This window comes from Pseudomonas paracarnis (assembly GCF_904063055.1).
In the GTDB taxonomy this organism is placed as follows: domain Bacteria; phylum Pseudomonadota; class Gammaproteobacteria; order Pseudomonadales; family Pseudomonadaceae; genus Aquipseudomonas; species Aquipseudomonas paracarnis.
Window position 1 is genome coordinate 35,713 of record NZ_CAJFCN010000007.1, and the last position, 15,896, is coordinate 51,608.

The window sequence follows — 15,896 nt, forward strand, 5'->3', positions numbered from 1 at the left end:
GGCTTTTTATTGGACGATGAAAAGATCAGGCCCGATCGCGTTCCAGCAATGGTTTCAGGTAGTAACCGGTGTGCGACTGCGGCATTTCGGAAACCTGCTCTGGCGTGCCCACTGCGATGATCTGGCCACCCTTCGAACCACCTTCCGGCCCCAGGTCTACCAACCAGTCGGCCGTCTTGATCACATCAAGGTTGTGCTCAATCACCACCACGGTATTGCCGTGGTCCCGCAAGCGGTGAAGTACGTCCAGCAACTGCTGAATATCCGCGAAGTGCAGGCCAGTGGTCGGCTCATCGAGGATGTACAAGGTTTTGCCGGTATCACGCTTGGACAGCTCGCGAGACAGCTTGACCCGCTGCGCTTCACCGCCCGACAGCGTGGTCGCTGATTGCCCCAGCTTGATGTACGACAGGCCTACATCCATCAGCGTCTGCAGCTTGCGCGCCAACGCCGGCACGGCGTCGAAGAACTCGCGAGCTTCCTCGATTGTCATCTCCAGGGTTTCATGGATGCTCTTGCCCTTGTACTTGATCTCCAGGGTCTCGCGGTTGTAGCGCTTGCTCTTGCACACATCGCACGGCACGTAGATGTCGGGCAGGAAGTGCATCTCCACCTTGATCAGGCCGTCGCCCTGGCAGGCTTCGCAGCGCCCACCCTTGACGTTGAACGAGAACCGGCCCGGCCCATAACCCCGTGAGCGCGACTCGGGTACGCCAGCGAACAGCTCGCGGATAGGCGTAAACAGCCCGGTGTAGGTGGCTGGGTTGGAACGCGGTGTGCGTCCAATCGGGCTCTGGTCGATGTCGACGACCTTGTCCAGATGCTCCAGGCCTTTGATGCTGTCGTGGGCCGCAGCTTCCAGAGTGGTCGCGCCGTTCAGGGCGGTGGCACTCAGTGGGAACAAGGTGTTGTTGATCAGCGTCGACTTGCCCGAACCGGAAACACCGGTCACGCAGGTCAGCAGGCCCAGCGGAATCTCCAGGTCGACATTGCGCAGGTTGTTCCCGCGCGCGCCCTTGAGGTGCAGAGCCATCTTTTTGTTGCGCGGCGTACGCTTGGCGGGCACTTCGATCTTCACCCGGCCAGACAGGTACTTGCCGGTCAACGAGTCCGGATGTGCCATCACTTCGGCAGGCGTGCCCTCGGCAACGATATGGCCACCATGCACACCCGCGCCCGGGCCGATATCGACCACGTAGTCCGCCAGGCGGATAGCGTCTTCATCATGCTCGACCACGATCACGGTATTGCCGATATCGCGCAGGTGTTTCAGCGTGCCCAGCAGGCGGTCGTTATCCCGTTGGTGCAAGCCAATCGACGGCTCATCGAGGATATACAGCACGCCCACAAGGCCCGCGCCAATCTGGCTGGCCAGGCGGATTCGCTGTGCTTCACCGCCCGACAAGGTATCGGCGCTACGGTCCAGCGACAGGTAATCCAGGCCAACGTTGACCAGGAACTGCAGACGCTCGCGAATTTCCTTGAGGATCTTGTCGGCAATTTCCCCGCGTCGCCCGGTGAGCTTGAGTACGCCAAAGTATTCACACGCATCGCCGATTGGCAGGTTGGTCACTGCTGGCAGGGTCTTTTCGCCTACCCACACGTGACGTGCCTCACGACGCAGGCGGGTGCCACGGCAATCCGGGCAAGGCTGAGTACTGAGGAATTTTGCCAGTTCTTCACGCACGCTTGCCGATTCGGTCTCGCGGTAGCGACGCTCCAGGTTCGGCACGATGCCTTCGAACGGGTGCGAGCGCTTGACGATGTCGCCACGGTCGTTCAGGTACTTGAAGTCGACATTCTGCGAACCGCTGCCATGCAGAATGACCTTCTGCTGGTCTGCCGGCAGCTGGTTGAACGGCACTTCCAGGCTGAACTTGTAGTGCGAGGCCAATGATCCGAGCATCTGGAAATAGTAGACGTTACGCCTGTCCCATCCGCGTATCGCCCCCTCGGCCAGGGTCAGGTCACCATTGACCAGGCGCTTGATATCGAAAAACTGCTTCACACCCAGGCCGTCGCAAGTCGGGCAGGCGCCGGCCGGGTTGTTGAAGGAAAACAGCTTGGGTTCCAGCTCACTGATGGCATGGCCACAGATCGGGCAGGCGAAGCGCGCGGAGAAGATGATCTCTTCGCCCGGCTCGTCATCCATCGGCGCTACGAGGGCAATGCCATCGGCCAGCTTCAGCGCGGTTTCGAACGATTCCGCCAAACGCTGCTGCAAGTCGGCGCGCACCTTGAATCGGTCGACCACCACGTCAATGGAGTGCTTTTTCTGCTTGTCCAGCTTCGGCGCTTCGTCCAGCTCATAGAGCTTGCCGTTGATGCGCGCCCGCACGAAGCCCTGGGCACGCAGTTCTTCGAAGACCGACAGGTGTTCACCCTTGCGCTCGCGAATGACGGGCGCCAGCAGCATCAGCTTGGCGCCCTCTGGCTGGGCCAGTACCAGGTCGACCATCTGGCTGACGGTCTGGGCTTCCAGGGGAATATCGTGGTCCGGGCAGCGCGGAATGCCCACGCGCGCATACAGCAGGCGCAGATAGTCGTAGATTTCGGTAATGGTACCCACGGTGGAGCGCGGGTTGTGGGACGTGGATTTCTGCTCGATGGAAATAGCCGGCGACAGGCCTTCAATGGTGTCGACATCGGGCTTTTCCATCATCGACAGGAACTGCCGGGCGTAGGCCGACAGGGATTCCACATAGCGACGCTGACCTTCGGCATACAGCGTGTCGAACGCCAGGGACGATTTGCCGGAGCCGGACAAGCCGGTGATGACGATCAGTTTGTCCCGGGGCAGGGTCAGGTCGATGTTCTTCAGGTTGTGGGTTCTAGCCCCACGAATCAGGATCTTGTCCAAGATGGCCTCGCACGGCGGGCGTAAATGATACCGGAGTATACGGCTAAAGACTGGATGAATATACACTGTCAAAATGCCGCTTGCAGCCTTACATGAAAGCTGCGCGGCAAAGCGCCGCATATACCCTCTCAATCGATGGGACTGGTAGAATCGCCGCCGGTTCACACGAGGTTTTTCCATGCACGATCCCCACAGCGAACGCATGAGTAGCGGCGAGACCCGAGCGGCAAGCGGTCTGGCCCTGGTGTTCGCCTTCCGTATGCTGGGCATGTTTATGGTGTTGCCGGTGCTGGCCACCTATGGGATGGATCTCGCAGGGGCGACCCCCGCCTTGATCGGCCTGGCGATTGGCGCCTATGGCCTGACCCAGGCAATTTTCCAGATTCCGTTCGGGATTATTTCCGACCGCATTGGCCGTCGCCCGGTGATCTATCTCGGGCTGATCGTATTCGCCCTTGGCAGTGTGCTAGCGGCCCAGTCCGATTCGATCTGGGGCGTGATCGCCGGGCGCATCCTGCAGGGCGCCGGTGCGATTTCCGCCGCCGTGATGGCGCTGCTGTCGGACCTGACCCGCGAACAACACCGCACCAAGGCCATGGCGATGATCGGCATGACCATCGGCCTGTCGTTTGCCGTGGCCATGGTGGTCGGCCCCTTGCTCACGCGCGCGTTCGGCTTGCATGGGCTATTCCTGGCCACGGGCGGCATGGCGTTGTTCGGCATCCTGATCGTGGCTTTTATGGTGCCGCGCTCCACCGGCACCCTGCAGCATCGTGAATCGGGCGTCGCACGCAAGGCGTTGCTGCCGACGCTCAAGCACCCGGACCTGCTGCGCCTGGATTTAGGTATCTTCGTATTACACGCCATGCTGATGTGCAGCTTCGTCGCCTTGCCCCTGGCCCTGGTGGAAAAAGCCGGCCTGCCCAAGGAACAGCACTGGTGGGTCTACCTCACTGCGCTGTTGATTTCGTTCTTCGCCATGATCCCGTTCATCATCTATGGCGAGAAGAAACGCAAAATGAAACGAGTTTTACTCGGCGCCGTCGCGACATTGATGCTCACTGAACTATTCTTCTGGCAGTTCGGCGACAGCCTGCGAGCATTAGTGATTGGTACGGTGGTGTTTTTCACCGCCTTCAACCTGCTCGAAGCGTCGTTGCCGTCACTGATCAGTAAAGTTTCACCGGCAGGCGGTAAGGGCACGGCCATGGGGGTGTATTCCACCAGCCAGTTCCTGGGTTCCGCGTTGGGCGGCATCATGGGCGGCTGGATGTTCCAGCATGGCGGTTTGTCGGTTGTGTTCCTCGGATGCGCCGGGCTGGCTGCACTTTGGCTGGTCTTTGCTGTTACCATGCGCGAACCTCCCTACGTCACCAGTCTGCGTTTGCCGCTATCGCCCGAGGCGATCCGCGAAGCCGGCCTGGTAGAGCGCCTGAAGGCTGTCGTAGGGGTAACGGATGCAGTCGTGGTCGCTGAAGAGGCGGCCATTTACATCAAATTGGACACCGAATTATTGGATCGCGCGACGCTCGAGCAACTGGTCAACCCAGTGCCGACAGCGCGCCCAGCCTAGGAGAACGTTATGGCCCGTGGGGTTAACAAAGTCATATTGGTCGGTACTTGCGGCCAGGATCCCGAAGTTCGCTACTTGCCTAACGGTAACGCCGTGACCAACCTGAGCCTGGCGACCAGCGAACAGTGGACCGACAAGCAGACCGGCCAGAAGGTCGAGAAGACCGAATGGCACCGCGTGTCGATGTTCGGCAAGGTCGCAGAGATCGCCGGTGAATACCTGCGCAAAGGTTCGCAGGTCTACATCGAAGGCAAACTGCAAACCCGTGAGTGGGAAAAAGACGGCATCAAGCGTTACACCACCGAAATCGTGGTCGACATGCAAGGCACCATGCAACTGCTGGGTGGCCGTCCACAGGGCGACCAACAGGGCCAGGGCGGCATGTCCAACTCGGCACCGCGCCCACAGCAGTCGCGTCCACAGCCAAGCCAGCAGCCACAGCGTGAGTCGCGCCCAGCACCACAGCAGGCTGCTCCGCAACCGGCTCCGGATTTCGACAGCTTTGATGACGATATCCCGTTCTAAGGTCCAAGACCGACCCTGAACAAACAAAACCCCCGATAGCGAAAGCATCGGGGTTTTTTTATGGGCGATGAACAGGCGTCGGTGCACGCGCTGCCTTTTTGCAGGCAGCACACCAACCCCAGCATTTGTTCTCATGGTTCACAAGATTTAGGCTGTCGCCACCTCTAAGAAAGAAGGAAGGCTGTGATGACCTGGTCCGCCAAGCAGTACACGATGTTCGAACAGCAGCGCACTCGCCCTGTCCGTGACCTGATTGCGGCAATTCCCAACACCGACGTGGGCACCGCAGTCGACCTGGGGTGCGGGCCGGGGAACTCCACCGAGGTACTGGCCGAGCGTTTCCCCCAAGCACAGATCACGGGCATGGACAGCTCCGATGACATGTTGGTAGAGGCCCGCAAGCGCCTGCCCAGGTTGAACTTCGAGCTGGCAGATATCGGCGCCTGGCACCCTGCGCAACGCTTGGATGTGATTCTGGCCAATGCCTCGCTGCAATGGCTGCCGGACCACGCCACGCTCTACCCGCACTTGGTCCACCAACTGAACCCAGGCGGTACGCTGGCGGTGCAAACCCCGGACAACCTTGACGAGCCCGCCCATCGCCTGGCCCGTGAAGTTGCGGCCGATGGCCCGTGGTCGGCGAAGATAGGGGCGGTCAAACACAATGAGCGGCACACCGCCAGTTACTACTACGAGCTGCTGAGCAAGCATTGCAGCACCGTGGATGTGTGGCGCACCACCTATCACCACCCGTTGGCGGACCACTCGGCGGTGGTGGAGTGGTTCAAGGCCTCGGCATTGCGGCCTTTTCTCGCACCGTTGACCGACGATGAAAAAGCCGCCTTCCTGCAGCAATACCAGGCGCGAATTACCCAGGCTTATCCAGCCCTGGCCGATGGCACGGTGTTGTTGCCCTTTCCGCGCCTGTTCATCATCGCCACACGCTAAAGCGATCAGCCCCGGGTGGCGGTCACGCAGCCGCTGCTTGGGCCTGCAGATATTCCTCTGCCGACACTACACCCGCATAGCCAAATGCCAGGGAGGCCATGTACGCCCCGTGCACCTGCGCCGCCGGAATCACCTGCCCGTTGAATTCCTGGTCGCGGGTCGCGCAGGCATCATGGATCACCGTAACCTTGTAGCCCAGGTCCGCCGCCGCCCGTACCACGGCGTCAATGCACATATGGCTCATGCTGCCTACCACCACCACGTCGGTGATGCTGCGCTGTTCCAGCAGTTCGCGCAGGTTGGTTTGGCGAAACGCATTCACGAAGTGTTTGAGCACCACCGGTTCCTCGCCCTCGTTGAGCACCTTGGCATGCAAGTGCGCGCCTTCGGAGCCCGGTGTGAAGAACGGTGCGTCGTCGCCAGCGAACTCATGCCGTACATGAATCACCGCATCGCCTGCTTGTCGAAACGCCTGTAGCACCTGCGCTGCCTTGTCCGCTGCGGCTTCCACGCCGTCGAGCGGCCACTTGCCCTGGGGGAAGTAGTCGTTCTGGATATCGATTAGGATGAGCGCCTGCTTGGCCATGTGTGTTGCCTCGTGATGGGTTGATGGGCCTAGTATCTTAGCTGGCGATCACACCGAGAATTGGCTGCACCGACAATAACAGGGGGAAAACTGACAATGGCCGCGCAACGCAGCACTGTCGAGCTGGGTGTGTTGATCTACCAGGGCGCGCAACTCGCCGCAGTCCACGGGCTGACCGACCTGTTCGGGGTCGCTAACCGCATCGCCGCCGAGCATGACTCTGCGCAACTGCCGCTGCTGCGGGTCAGCCACTGGCAGGTAGATGCCCACGGCACGCCCGCGCGCACGTTCGACAGCCACCCAGGCCCCGAGCAACCGATGATGGCCGTGTTGGTGCCACCCTCGATTGCAGAGTTCACCGAAGACCAGGCGCCGCCTGCGCTGCTGGATTGGCTGCGCCTGCAACATGCGGGCGGCACCGTGCTGGGCGGCGTGTGCATCGGCTCGATCATGCTGGCGCGCAGCGGCCTGTTGGATGGCCGCAGCGCCACCACCCACTGGTCCTCCGCGAAGTCTTTTGCGGCCTGTTACCCGGCGGTGCGACTGGAAGCGGATAAACCTATTGTCGATGACGGCGACCTGATCACCTCCGCTGGGCTTATGGCCTGGTCGGAATTGGGCCTGCGCCTGGTCGATCGGCTTATGGGGCCGAGCATTGCAGCTGACACTGCGCGCTTTCTGGTGATCGAGCACAGCGCCAGTGCCAGCCAGTGCGGTAGCAACTTTGCGCCGATTCTCAGGCATGGTGATGGTGCGGTCCTCAAGGTCCAGCATTGGCTGCAGGCCAGTGGCGCGGTGGATGTGTCCGTGGCGGCGATGGCGCAGGAGGCGAACCTGGAGGAGCGCACGTTCTTGCGCCGCTTTCGCAACGCCACCGGGCTGAAACCCACCGAGTACTGTCAGCATCTGCGAGTCGGCAAGGCGCGGCAGATGCTGGAGTTCACCAACGGCACGATCGATCACATTGCTTGGACCGTGGGCTATCAGGACCCCAGCGCCTTTCGCGTCATCTTCAAGAAAATCACCGGCCTGTCCCCCAGCGATTACCGCAACCGCTTCGGGGTTTGAATCGTGCAGAACGCCGCAGGCTTCTCCGCGGGTCGTGCAGAATAAAACAGGCTAACGGCCATCATTTTTTGCGCAACTGATTGATTTAACAGCTCTTCCCTCAATCCCAGCGTTGGCCTGATCCATGCAACCTCATTGCTACACAAAGGTTGATAGAAAAGGGGACCGCATGACCCCCATAAGTCGCAAGAAGTTGGTGGTCGCCCACTCCATGCGAGAGGGGGCGCCCCTGCATGAAATCGAAACCAACCGCGCCCTCGCACGCTGGCTGGCGCAGATCCTGGGGCTCAAGTTCGGTGGCAGTTACGACCCGGCCCTGCATGTGGGTCGGGAATTGTATCTGCTGCCCACGCAAACCCTGGTCGGGCCAGCCCAAGCGCGCCAGCTCAATATCAAGGGGCCTGGCGATCTGTGGGGCGGCTATGTCGATCACGCTTTTATCTGCACCAAGGCCATCACGCATGGCCTGCTGAGTCCCGAGGCCAAGGCGCCCGAAGGCTGGTCGCCGACATTCTGCGAGCGCGTGCGTGACGTAGTGTTGGACGGCGTGAGTGTGTTCGCCCTTGAGGACGCGCGGCCTGCCGCGACCCGCTTGCTCTACAGTGGCCCGATTCGTCTGAAACCCGTGAACGCCTGTGCAGGGCGCGGGCAGGAAGTTATCCACAGCCTGGATGAGTTCGACGCGATAGTGGCGCGCCCGGAAGCGGCCCGAATGTTCAATGAAGGCGTGGTGCTGGAACAAGACCTGCACGCGGTGGTCACCCACAGCGTGGGCCAGAGTTTTATTGGCGATCACCTCATTAGCTACTGCGGCGAGCAGCACCTGACCCAAGACGGGCAGGGGGAAGAGGTCTACGGCGGTTCCGATCTGCTGGTCGTCCCCGGTGATTATGCTGCCCTGCTCAAACTGGATCTGCGTGAAGACGTGCGTGAGGCCATTGAACAGGCGCTGGTTTTCGACCGTGCTGCGGACGAAGCCTACCCAAGCTTCTTCGCCTCGCGCCGCAACTACGACATCGCCCAAGGCCTGGACAGCACAGGCCAGCGCCGTAGTGGTGTGCTCGAACAATCGTGGCGCATGGGCGGGGCCAGCAGCGCGGAAGTCGCGGCGTTGCAGAGTTTTATCAACCATCCGGGCCTTAAGGCCATCCGTGTGTCCTCGGTAGAAACCTATGTAGACCAGGCGCTGCCGGCGGATGCCATCGAGGTATACCGAGGCCCGGCCGAAAACAGCGACTTTCTACTCAAGTATGTGACGGTCAAGACTTATGACGGCTAGAAGCGAGAGCATCACCATCGATATAGACGACGAACAGATGAGCGGGACATTCCTCAGTCCCAAGTCCAAAGTGCCCGGCGTGTTGTTCGTGCACGGCTGGGGCGGCAGCCAGGAGCGCGACCTGGAGCGGGCCAAAGGTATCGCAGGCCTTGGATGTGTATGCCTGACCTTCGACCTGCGTGGCCATGCTGGCACCGGCATCCCTTTGTCGCGCGTCACCCGCGAAGACAACCTGCGCGACCTGTTGGCCGCTTACGATCGCCTGCTGTCCCACCCGGCTATCGACACCTCGGCTGTGGCAGTGGTGGGCACCAGTTATGGCGGGTACCTCGCGGCGATCCTCACCTCATTGCGCCCGGTACGTTGGCTGGCGCTGCGAGTGCCGGCGCTGTACCGCGATCAGGAATGGCTCAAACCCAAGCGCGACTTGGATAAAGCCGACCTGATGGATTACCGCGGCACCCTCGTGCAAGCCGAAACCAACCGTGCCCTGCATGCCTGCGCGCAATTTACCGGCGATGTGCTGATTGTCGAATCGGAAACCGACGACCATGTGCCCCACGCCACCATCATGAGTTACCGCGCGGCGTGCCAGCAGACCCATTCGCTGACCCACCGCATCATCGACGGCGCCGACCATTCCCTGAGCGACCCGGTGTCGCAACAGGCCTACACCTCGATCCTGGTGGACTGGATTACCGAGATGGTGGTGGGGGAGCGGTTGAGCATCATTCAGGCTCGATAGTCGTTGCCCTTGTGATCGCTTTCGCGGGCAAGCCCGGCTCCCCACCTGGGAATGCATTCCCCTGTGGGAGCCGGGCTTGCCCGCGATAGCGATTCCACCGTCACCACCGTCTCATCAGGCAGTTTTCTTAACCCGCAACGCCTTGGCCTTGGCCTCCACCCCCAAATACATCACCAGTGCAATCAACAACGGGCAGATAAAATAAATCGCCCGGTACGCGATCAGCCCGGCCAGCAAACTCCCCCGCGACGCCTCATGCTGCAACAGCGCAATGAACACCGCCTCCAAAACCCCCAAGCCGGCGGGAATATGGGTGACCACCCCGGCAATTGCGCTGATCAACAGCACCCCCAGCACTACGGGGTAATCCAGTTTGGCGGGCAACAAGGCAAATATCACCGCCGCCATCAACGACCAGTTCAACGCACCCAGGGCCAGTTGCAAACAGGCCATACGCAGCGACGGCAAGTTGATCTCGATACCGCGGATCGACCACGCGCGCTTTTTCGAAAACCGGCACGCCGCCAGGTAGCCCAGGCTCGCGAGCACCAACAACCCCCCGACCCCTTGCAAGGCGCCGCTGCTGAGCTTCCAGCCCGGCGGCAGGGTCACCAACCCGCTGCTGAATACCACTCCGGCCAACGCCATATAGCCAAACCAATTGGTGGCCAGGCTCAGGCCGAGGATCTTGGCGATATTGCTGGTGCTCACGCCCAGGCGCGAATACAGCCGATACCGCATGGCGATGCCACCGACCCAGGCGCTGAGGTTGAGGTTGAATGCGTAGCTGATGAAACCCACCGGCAATATCTGCTTCCAACGCAACGGCTGGCGAATGTAGGTGCGGCCGATCAAGTCGAAGCAGGCATAGACGATAAAACTGCACAGCGTCAGCGCGCCGGCGATGAACAATGTGCGCAGCTTGAACTCGCTCAGGGTCTGGAACACTTCGCTCCAGTCGATGCGCCGGGCCAGCAGGGTAAACAACACGATCAGCAGCACGAAGAACGCGATCGTCAGCGGTTTCTTCCAGCGCTTGAACCCAGAGGCTTGCGCTTGGGGGCGGGCTTCAGACGTCATGGGGCGTGGCCTCAAAAGGTTTCAAACGCGGTTTGTGGGCCGGTAACCAACTGGCCAGTACCGGGAAATGGCGCATCACATGAAACACCAGGAAACCCACGGTCAAGCGCCAGAGCCACAGACGTGGCTTGCGCTTTTCCGGAATGGTCTGGCAATGATTGTGGGCGAGGGCTTCCAGGCGTTCGTAGAGCTGCTGATTGAAAGCCCGGTCGCGAATCAGCACATTGGCTTCCAGGTTTAATGCCAGGCTCAGTGGGTCCAGGTTGCTCGAACCGACGGTGCTCCATTCGTCATCCACCAGCGCCACCTTGCCGTGCAGCGGGCGTTGGCAGTATTCGTGAATCACCACGCCATCCTTGAGCAAGTAGTCATAGAGCATGCGCGCGGCCAGTTTCGCCAACAGCACGTCGGGCTGGCCCTGCATGATCAACTGCACCTGCACGCCACGGCGCGCCGCGTTGCGGATCTCGCGAAGCAGGCGATAGCCGGGGAAGAAATACGCGTTGGCGATCACCACGCGCCGCCGAGCCTGGCTCAAGGCGTGGATATACGCCTCCTCGATATCGTCACGATGCTGAATGTTATCGCGATAAATCAGGCGCACCAGGCCGTCGCCTGGCTCGTTCGTCCAGGGCGAAGGCCGTTGCTGGCGCCGTCGCCAACCGCGACGGCTGCGCACCTGGCGGCCACTTTGGGCGAGGGCGAAATGGTGCAGGTCGGCCACGGCCGGGCCGATCACCTGTACTGAGTAATCCTGCTTGGCTTCGGGGCCGAAATCCGCCAAGTGGTCAGCAGAAAAATTGATCCCGCCGATAAACGCCACGCGGGCATCCACCACGACAATCTTGCGGTGCAGGCGGCGAAACCAGTTAGTGCGTATGCCGAAGGTCTTGGGCGCCGGGTCGAACATCTGCACCATCACCCCGGCTTCGGCCAACTCCCGCAGGAAGCCCGGGCTCAGCTCGCCGCAACCAAAACCGTCGAGGCTGACCACCACCTTTACCCCACGCTTGGCCGCCTCGATGAGGATGCTGTGCAGCTCAAAGCCGACCTTGTCTTCAAAGAGGATGAAGGTCTCCAGCAGGATCTCGCGCTCTGCCGCCCGCAAAGCCTCGAACACAGCGGGAAAGTACGCCTCGCCGTTCTCCAGCAACGCCACCTGGTTGCCGCTCTGCCAGCCGTAATCCAGATCCCGCGCTTTGCTGTCATCTGGCGGTTGGTCTGTGGCGATATGGTCTACCGCGACGTTCATAGCTCCACCTCCACCGACAGCGGCACATGGTCTGAGAGATGGGACCAAGGCCGAGTGGTGAGCACGCGCGGGTTGTGCACCGTCAAGTTACGCACATAAATGCGGTCCAGCGGCAGCAACGGCAGGCGTGCCGGGAAGGTGCGTGCCGGTTTGCCAAGGGTGTGCATGAACACTTCCTGCAAACCGCTTTCGCTCAGGTCGGCTTTTTGCCGCCAGTCGTTGAAATCGCCAGCGACCACCAACGGCGCATCGGCGGGAATCTCGCTGATACGTTGTTCCAGCAAGCGCAATTGTTGTTGGCGATGCACCTCGCGTAAGCCCAGGTGGATGCAGATCGCGTGCACCTGCTGGCCGCTGCCCGGCAGGCGCAACACGCAATGCAGCAGGCCGCGGTTTTCATGGCCGCTTTGCGAAATGTCGAGGTTGTCGTAGCGGATGATCTGGAATTTCGACAGCAGTGCATTGCCATGGTCGCCATGGGGGTACACCGCATTGCGCCCATAGGCAAACTGCGGCCAGATGCTGTCGGCCAGGAACTCATACTGCGGCATTTTTGGCCAGTCGCTGTAGCGCTGGGGATGGCGTTCGTGAGTGCCATGGATCTCCTGCAAGAACACCATGTCGGCGCCCACGCTGCGCACCGCTTCACGCAGTTCGGGCAAGATGAAGCGGCGATTCAGTGCGGTGAAACCCTTGTGGATATTGACCGTCAGCACCGTGAAACGGGTGATGGCGGTGGTCGGCGGGGTGGGGATCAGCTCTGGATGCGTCATGGCAATACTCCTGGTTCCGGCAGTCGGCCAGGCTCGGTGAGCAGGTGTTCGTCCAGTCCGAAGCGTTGCAGCAATTGGCGTGCATCGAAGGGGGCGCGAACTTTGATGTCGTTGTCGAAAAAACAGAACACATCGCGCTGTTTACGCCTGCGGGGTGTGTGGTGCGGGTCGACCAGGTGTGCATCGGCAGGCTGCTTGCCCTGGGCCCAGCGTTCGATGCGGTCACCCCAGCGCTGGAGCGCTTCGGCGCTATAACCACTGGCGTATAACTGCTTGTCGCCGTGCAAGCGCAGGTACATGAAGTTGGCGGTCACGTCTTCCATGTACGGCCACTTGCCTGCGGTGTCCGCGACCACCAGGGCCACTCCGTGTTTATCCAGCATCTGGATGAACTCCGGTACGGCAAAACTCATGTTGCGAATCTCCACGGCATGGCGCAAAGGTTTCTTGGCATAGGTCTTCATGCTCGCCTTGCCGTTCAGGCGTGGCTCATGCTGGCGGGCGAGGGCCGCCGCCTGTTGGGTATCGGTGGGTAATTGGGCCAGGAAGATTTCGAACAGCGTGGCGTCAAATTTGAAGCTGGGCGGAAACTGCCAGAGGATGGGGCCGAGTTTTTCTTTGAGTTCCAGCACCCCGGAAGCGAAGAAGTTCGCCATCGGCTTGTGCACGTCCCGCAGGCGCAGGATATGCGTGATGAAACGGGGCGCCTTGACACTGAACAGGAAACCTTCGGGCGTATCGGCATACCACTCGGCATAGCGCTTGGGGGTTTGCAGCGCGTAGAACGAACCGTTGATTTCGATGCTGTTGACGGCGCGTGACGCAAACTGCAACTCGCGTTTCTGGGTCAGCCCTTCGGGGTAAAAGTCCCCGCGCCAGGGCGTGTAGCGCCAGCCGGAAATGCCGATGTGAATCGCCGCCATGTTTACTCCCGTGGATGGTGGGTGAGGTGACCTCCGTTATGGGATGACTGCGCTATTTGGCTGAAAGTTTCCACATTCCTACAGGCGGTACAGGGGGTGAAATGTGGGAGGGGCATTGCAAACGCAGGGAACGATAAGGGCCCAAGCTCGTCAGTTCCTTACAGACCCTGCTGAAGGAGCTTGCTGTTTTGCTGAATCCAAAGACTGCATTACTGCTCGTCGCGCTGCTGCTCTGCGGCAATGGCGCCCTGCAAGCCGCGGCAACGGCGCCCGCTGCCGAAACGCCGGCCAAGCCGGAACTGCTGGTAGAAGGCGGGCTGCTCGGGGCCATCAGTTCCAGCATCGACGACGTGCAGAACAAGCTCGACCTCGACCAGAACCTCATCGACGCCTGGCGCCTGCGTGCTGATCGCGCCGCGGACGAAGTAGGGCGCCTGGTAGACCAGACAGCCGCACGCTCGCCGTGGAGCGTGGCGGGCGATTTCCTGCTGTTGTCTGGGGTGTGGGTCGGTGCCTTTGCGGTCTTGACGATACTTGGGCGCCTGGTTGTGCAACGCTCGAGCCGCCGCCCATTCCTCGCGCGGCGCCAACGGCTGCAAGGCTTGCTGGGCTATGTAGTTCCCTACACGATTCCAGCGCTGATCTGCCTGCCGCTGACCCTTTATGTCAGTCACTTTTTACCCACGTCTGTCGGCCGAGCCCTGGCACTGTGTTTTGCCTACGCCACCAGTAGTGGCATCTTTTCCACCTCGCTGTTGCTGTGCGTCATTGTCATGTTCAACGTCGGCCACAAGCGACCTGCCGTGCAGATCATTCGTGACTATTGCCCCAAGCCGCTGTTCCTGATCGGCTTTCTCGCGGCCCTCAGCGATGCGCTGACCAGCCCGCAAATCGCTCGTCAGTTGGGCGGCAATATCACCAGCAGCATCGCCGTGTTTACCGGCCTGTTTGCCGCGGTCATCTTTGGCGTGCTGGTGGTACGCCTGCGGCGGCCGGTGGCCCATTTGATCCGCAATCGGCCACTGGCCCAGCGCCTCAAACATCCAGCATTGCAACAGTCGCTGCGGGTGTTTTCCGGGCTCTGGTACTGGCCGATTCTGTTGATGGTGCTGGTGTCGGCGGTCAACCTGATTGGCGCCGGTGACGACAACCAAGAGGCCCTGCGCTGCGCGTTGCTCACCACCTTGTTACTGATCGGCACGGTGTTTCTCAGCACCGTGCTGCAACACCTGTTCAAGTCCCGCAGCCAGGTATCGATCCAGCGCAGCAGTGCCTACAAGGAACGCTTCCTGAGTTTGCTGCACGCAATTTTGCGTATCGTCATGGCCATCGCGTTTATCGAGATACTCGGGCGTATCTGGGGCGTTTCGCTGTTCGAATTCGCCCAGCGCAACTCGGTGGGCCGGGCCATCAGTGATTCCCTCAGCAGTATCGGCCTGATCCTGTTGGTGACCTGGCTGTTCTGGGTGGTGCTCGACACTGCGATTCAGGAAGCCCTCAAACCACCGGTGAATAAACGCTCCAGTCGCCAGCCCAGCACCCGGGTCAAAACCATCCTGCCGCTGCTGCGCAATGCAGTGAAGATCATCCTGGTGGTGATCTGCGCGATTACCACCATGGCCAACCTGGGCATCAATGTCGCGCCTTTGCTGGCGGGCGCCGGGGTGGTGGGACTGGCGATCGGTTTCGGTTCCCAGCAATTGGTGCAGGACGTGATTACTGGCCTGTTCATCATTATCGAAGACACCCTGTCCATCGGCGATTGGGTGGTGCTCGACTCTGGTCACGCCGGCACCGTGGAGGGCCTGACCATCCGCACCCTGCGCCTGCGTGACGGCAAGGGGTTTGTACATTCGGTGCCGTTCGGGCAGATCAAGGCGGTCACCAACCAGTCGCGTCAATTCGCCTACGCGTTCTTCTCGGTGCAGTTCACCTACGACACCGACGTAGACAAGGCCGTGGAGCTGATCCGCGAGGCCGGCCAGTCGATCCGCGACGATGTGTTCCTCAAGTACAACCTGCAAGGGCCGTTGGAGGTGTTCGGGGTGGACAAGATGGACCTCAATGGCGTGGTGCTCACCGCACAGTTCCGTACGGTGTCGGGTGGGCAATATGCGGTCAGCCGGGCGTTTAATCAACGGTTGAAAAAGCTTGTGGATAACTGTGATGAGGTGCATTTTGCGCAGACTTATCCACAGCAGGTGTTGTTGCCTAAGCGTGTGGCGCAGGAGCATGAGCAGGACGCGGTGGTGGTGACGGAGCAGCCCAGGTCTCAATGATGAGG

The 15,896-nt window shown here is 60.8% G+C and carries 13 protein-coding genes; 7 read left to right on the forward strand and 6 right to left on the reverse strand.

Translation table 11 applies throughout. The features are described 5' to 3' along the window. Positions 1–25: 25 nt before the first annotated feature. On the reverse strand, positions 26–2,860 hold the full coding sequence (gene uvrA / locus JMV15_RS16265; protein ID WP_014720150.1) for an excinuclease ABC subunit UvrA: 2,835 nt from the start codon (positions 2,858–2,860) through the stop codon (positions 26–28). 178 nt (positions 2,861–3,038) lie between these two features. Here uvrA and JMV15_RS16270 point away from each other — a divergent pair, with 178 nt between their 5' ends. From JMV15_RS16270 to tam, 3 genes are all read left to right on the forward strand, one after another. After that, positions 3,039–4,433: an MFS transporter gene (locus tag JMV15_RS16270; protein WP_014720149.1), complete on the forward strand. Its 1,395-nt coding sequence runs from the start codon at positions 3,039–3,041 to the stop codon at positions 4,431–4,433. Between the two features lie 9 nt (positions 4,434–4,442). Beyond that, positions 4,443–4,958 carry a single-stranded DNA-binding protein gene (locus JMV15_RS16275; protein ID WP_003232445.1) on the forward strand — a complete coding sequence of 172 codons (516 nt, stop codon included), beginning with the start codon at positions 4,443–4,445 and terminating at the stop codon, positions 4,956–4,958. A gap of 186 nt (positions 4,959–5,144) precedes the next feature. Further along, positions 5,145–5,906, forward strand: coding sequence for a trans-aconitate 2-methyltransferase (gene tam, locus JMV15_RS16280; RefSeq protein WP_038451699.1), 762 nt, complete (start codon positions 5,145–5,147; stop codon positions 5,904–5,906). A gap of 22 nt (positions 5,907–5,928) precedes the next feature. On the opposite strand, the gene JMV15_RS16285 is transcribed toward tam, so the two are convergent. Then, positions 5,929–6,492, reverse strand: a complete 564-nt coding sequence (locus JMV15_RS16285) for a cysteine hydrolase family protein (RefSeq protein ID WP_019818884.1) — start codon at positions 6,490–6,492, stop codon at positions 5,929–5,931. 96 nt (positions 6,493–6,588) lie between these two features. Between JMV15_RS16285 and JMV15_RS16290 the strand changes: the two genes are divergently transcribed. The 3 genes from JMV15_RS16290 (at position 6,589) to JMV15_RS16300 (ending at position 9,584) form a co-directional block, all read left to right on the forward strand. Further along, positions 6,589–7,560 (forward strand): GlxA family transcriptional regulator, encoded by a 972-nt coding sequence (locus JMV15_RS16290; RefSeq protein WP_038451696.1) that lies wholly within the window; start codon positions 6,589–6,591, stop codon positions 7,558–7,560. A 169-nt stretch (positions 7,561–7,729) separates the two neighbouring features. Then, entirely contained in the window at positions 7,730–8,839 is a 1,110-nt protein-coding gene (locus JMV15_RS16295) for a DUF3182 family protein (RefSeq protein WP_038451693.1), read from the forward strand. Beyond that, the gene (locus JMV15_RS16300) at positions 8,829–9,584 is read left to right on the forward strand and encodes an alpha/beta hydrolase family protein (RefSeq protein WP_038451690.1); all 756 of its coding nucleotides are present in this window, start codon (positions 8,829–8,831) and stop codon (positions 9,582–9,584) included. Before JMV15_RS16295 ends, JMV15_RS16300 begins: the two co-directional genes overlap by 11 nt. Positions 9,585–9,698: 114 nt before the next feature. Here JMV15_RS16300 and JMV15_RS16305 read toward each other — a convergent pair whose 3' ends face one another. From JMV15_RS16305 to JMV15_RS16320, 4 genes are read right to left on the reverse strand one after another with little or no spacing between them, the layout of a single operon-like run. Then, positions 9,699–10,664 carry a lysylphosphatidylglycerol synthase domain-containing protein gene (locus JMV15_RS16305; RefSeq protein WP_038451687.1) on the reverse strand — a complete coding sequence of 322 codons (966 nt, stop codon included), beginning with the start codon at positions 10,662–10,664 and terminating at the stop codon, positions 9,699–9,701. Then, on the reverse strand, positions 10,654–11,916 hold the full coding sequence (clsB, locus tag JMV15_RS16310) for a cardiolipin synthase ClsB (RefSeq protein WP_038451684.1): 1,263 nt from the start codon (positions 11,914–11,916) through the stop codon (positions 10,654–10,656). The genes JMV15_RS16305 and clsB overlap by 11 nt, the downstream gene beginning before the upstream one ends. Continuing rightward, the gene (locus JMV15_RS16315; protein ID WP_014720141.1) at positions 11,913–12,689 is read right to left on the reverse strand and encodes an endonuclease/exonuclease/phosphatase family protein; all 777 of its coding nucleotides are present in this window, start codon (positions 12,687–12,689) and stop codon (positions 11,913–11,915) included. Before JMV15_RS16315 ends, clsB begins: the two co-directional genes overlap by 4 nt. Further along, positions 12,686–13,612 carry a DUF72 domain-containing protein gene (locus tag JMV15_RS16320; RefSeq protein ID WP_201491783.1) on the reverse strand — a complete coding sequence of 309 codons (927 nt, stop codon included), beginning with the start codon at positions 13,610–13,612 and terminating at the stop codon, positions 12,686–12,688. The genes JMV15_RS16315 and JMV15_RS16320 overlap by 4 nt, the downstream gene beginning before the upstream one ends. A gap of 188 nt (positions 13,613–13,800) precedes the next feature. On the opposite strand from JMV15_RS16320, the gene JMV15_RS16325 reads away from it, so the two are divergent. Beyond that, on the forward strand, positions 13,801–15,891 hold the full coding sequence (locus tag JMV15_RS16325; protein ID WP_201491786.1) for a mechanosensitive ion channel family protein: 2,091 nt from the start codon (positions 13,801–13,803) through the stop codon (positions 15,889–15,891). Positions 15,892–15,896 lie beyond the last annotated feature (5 nt).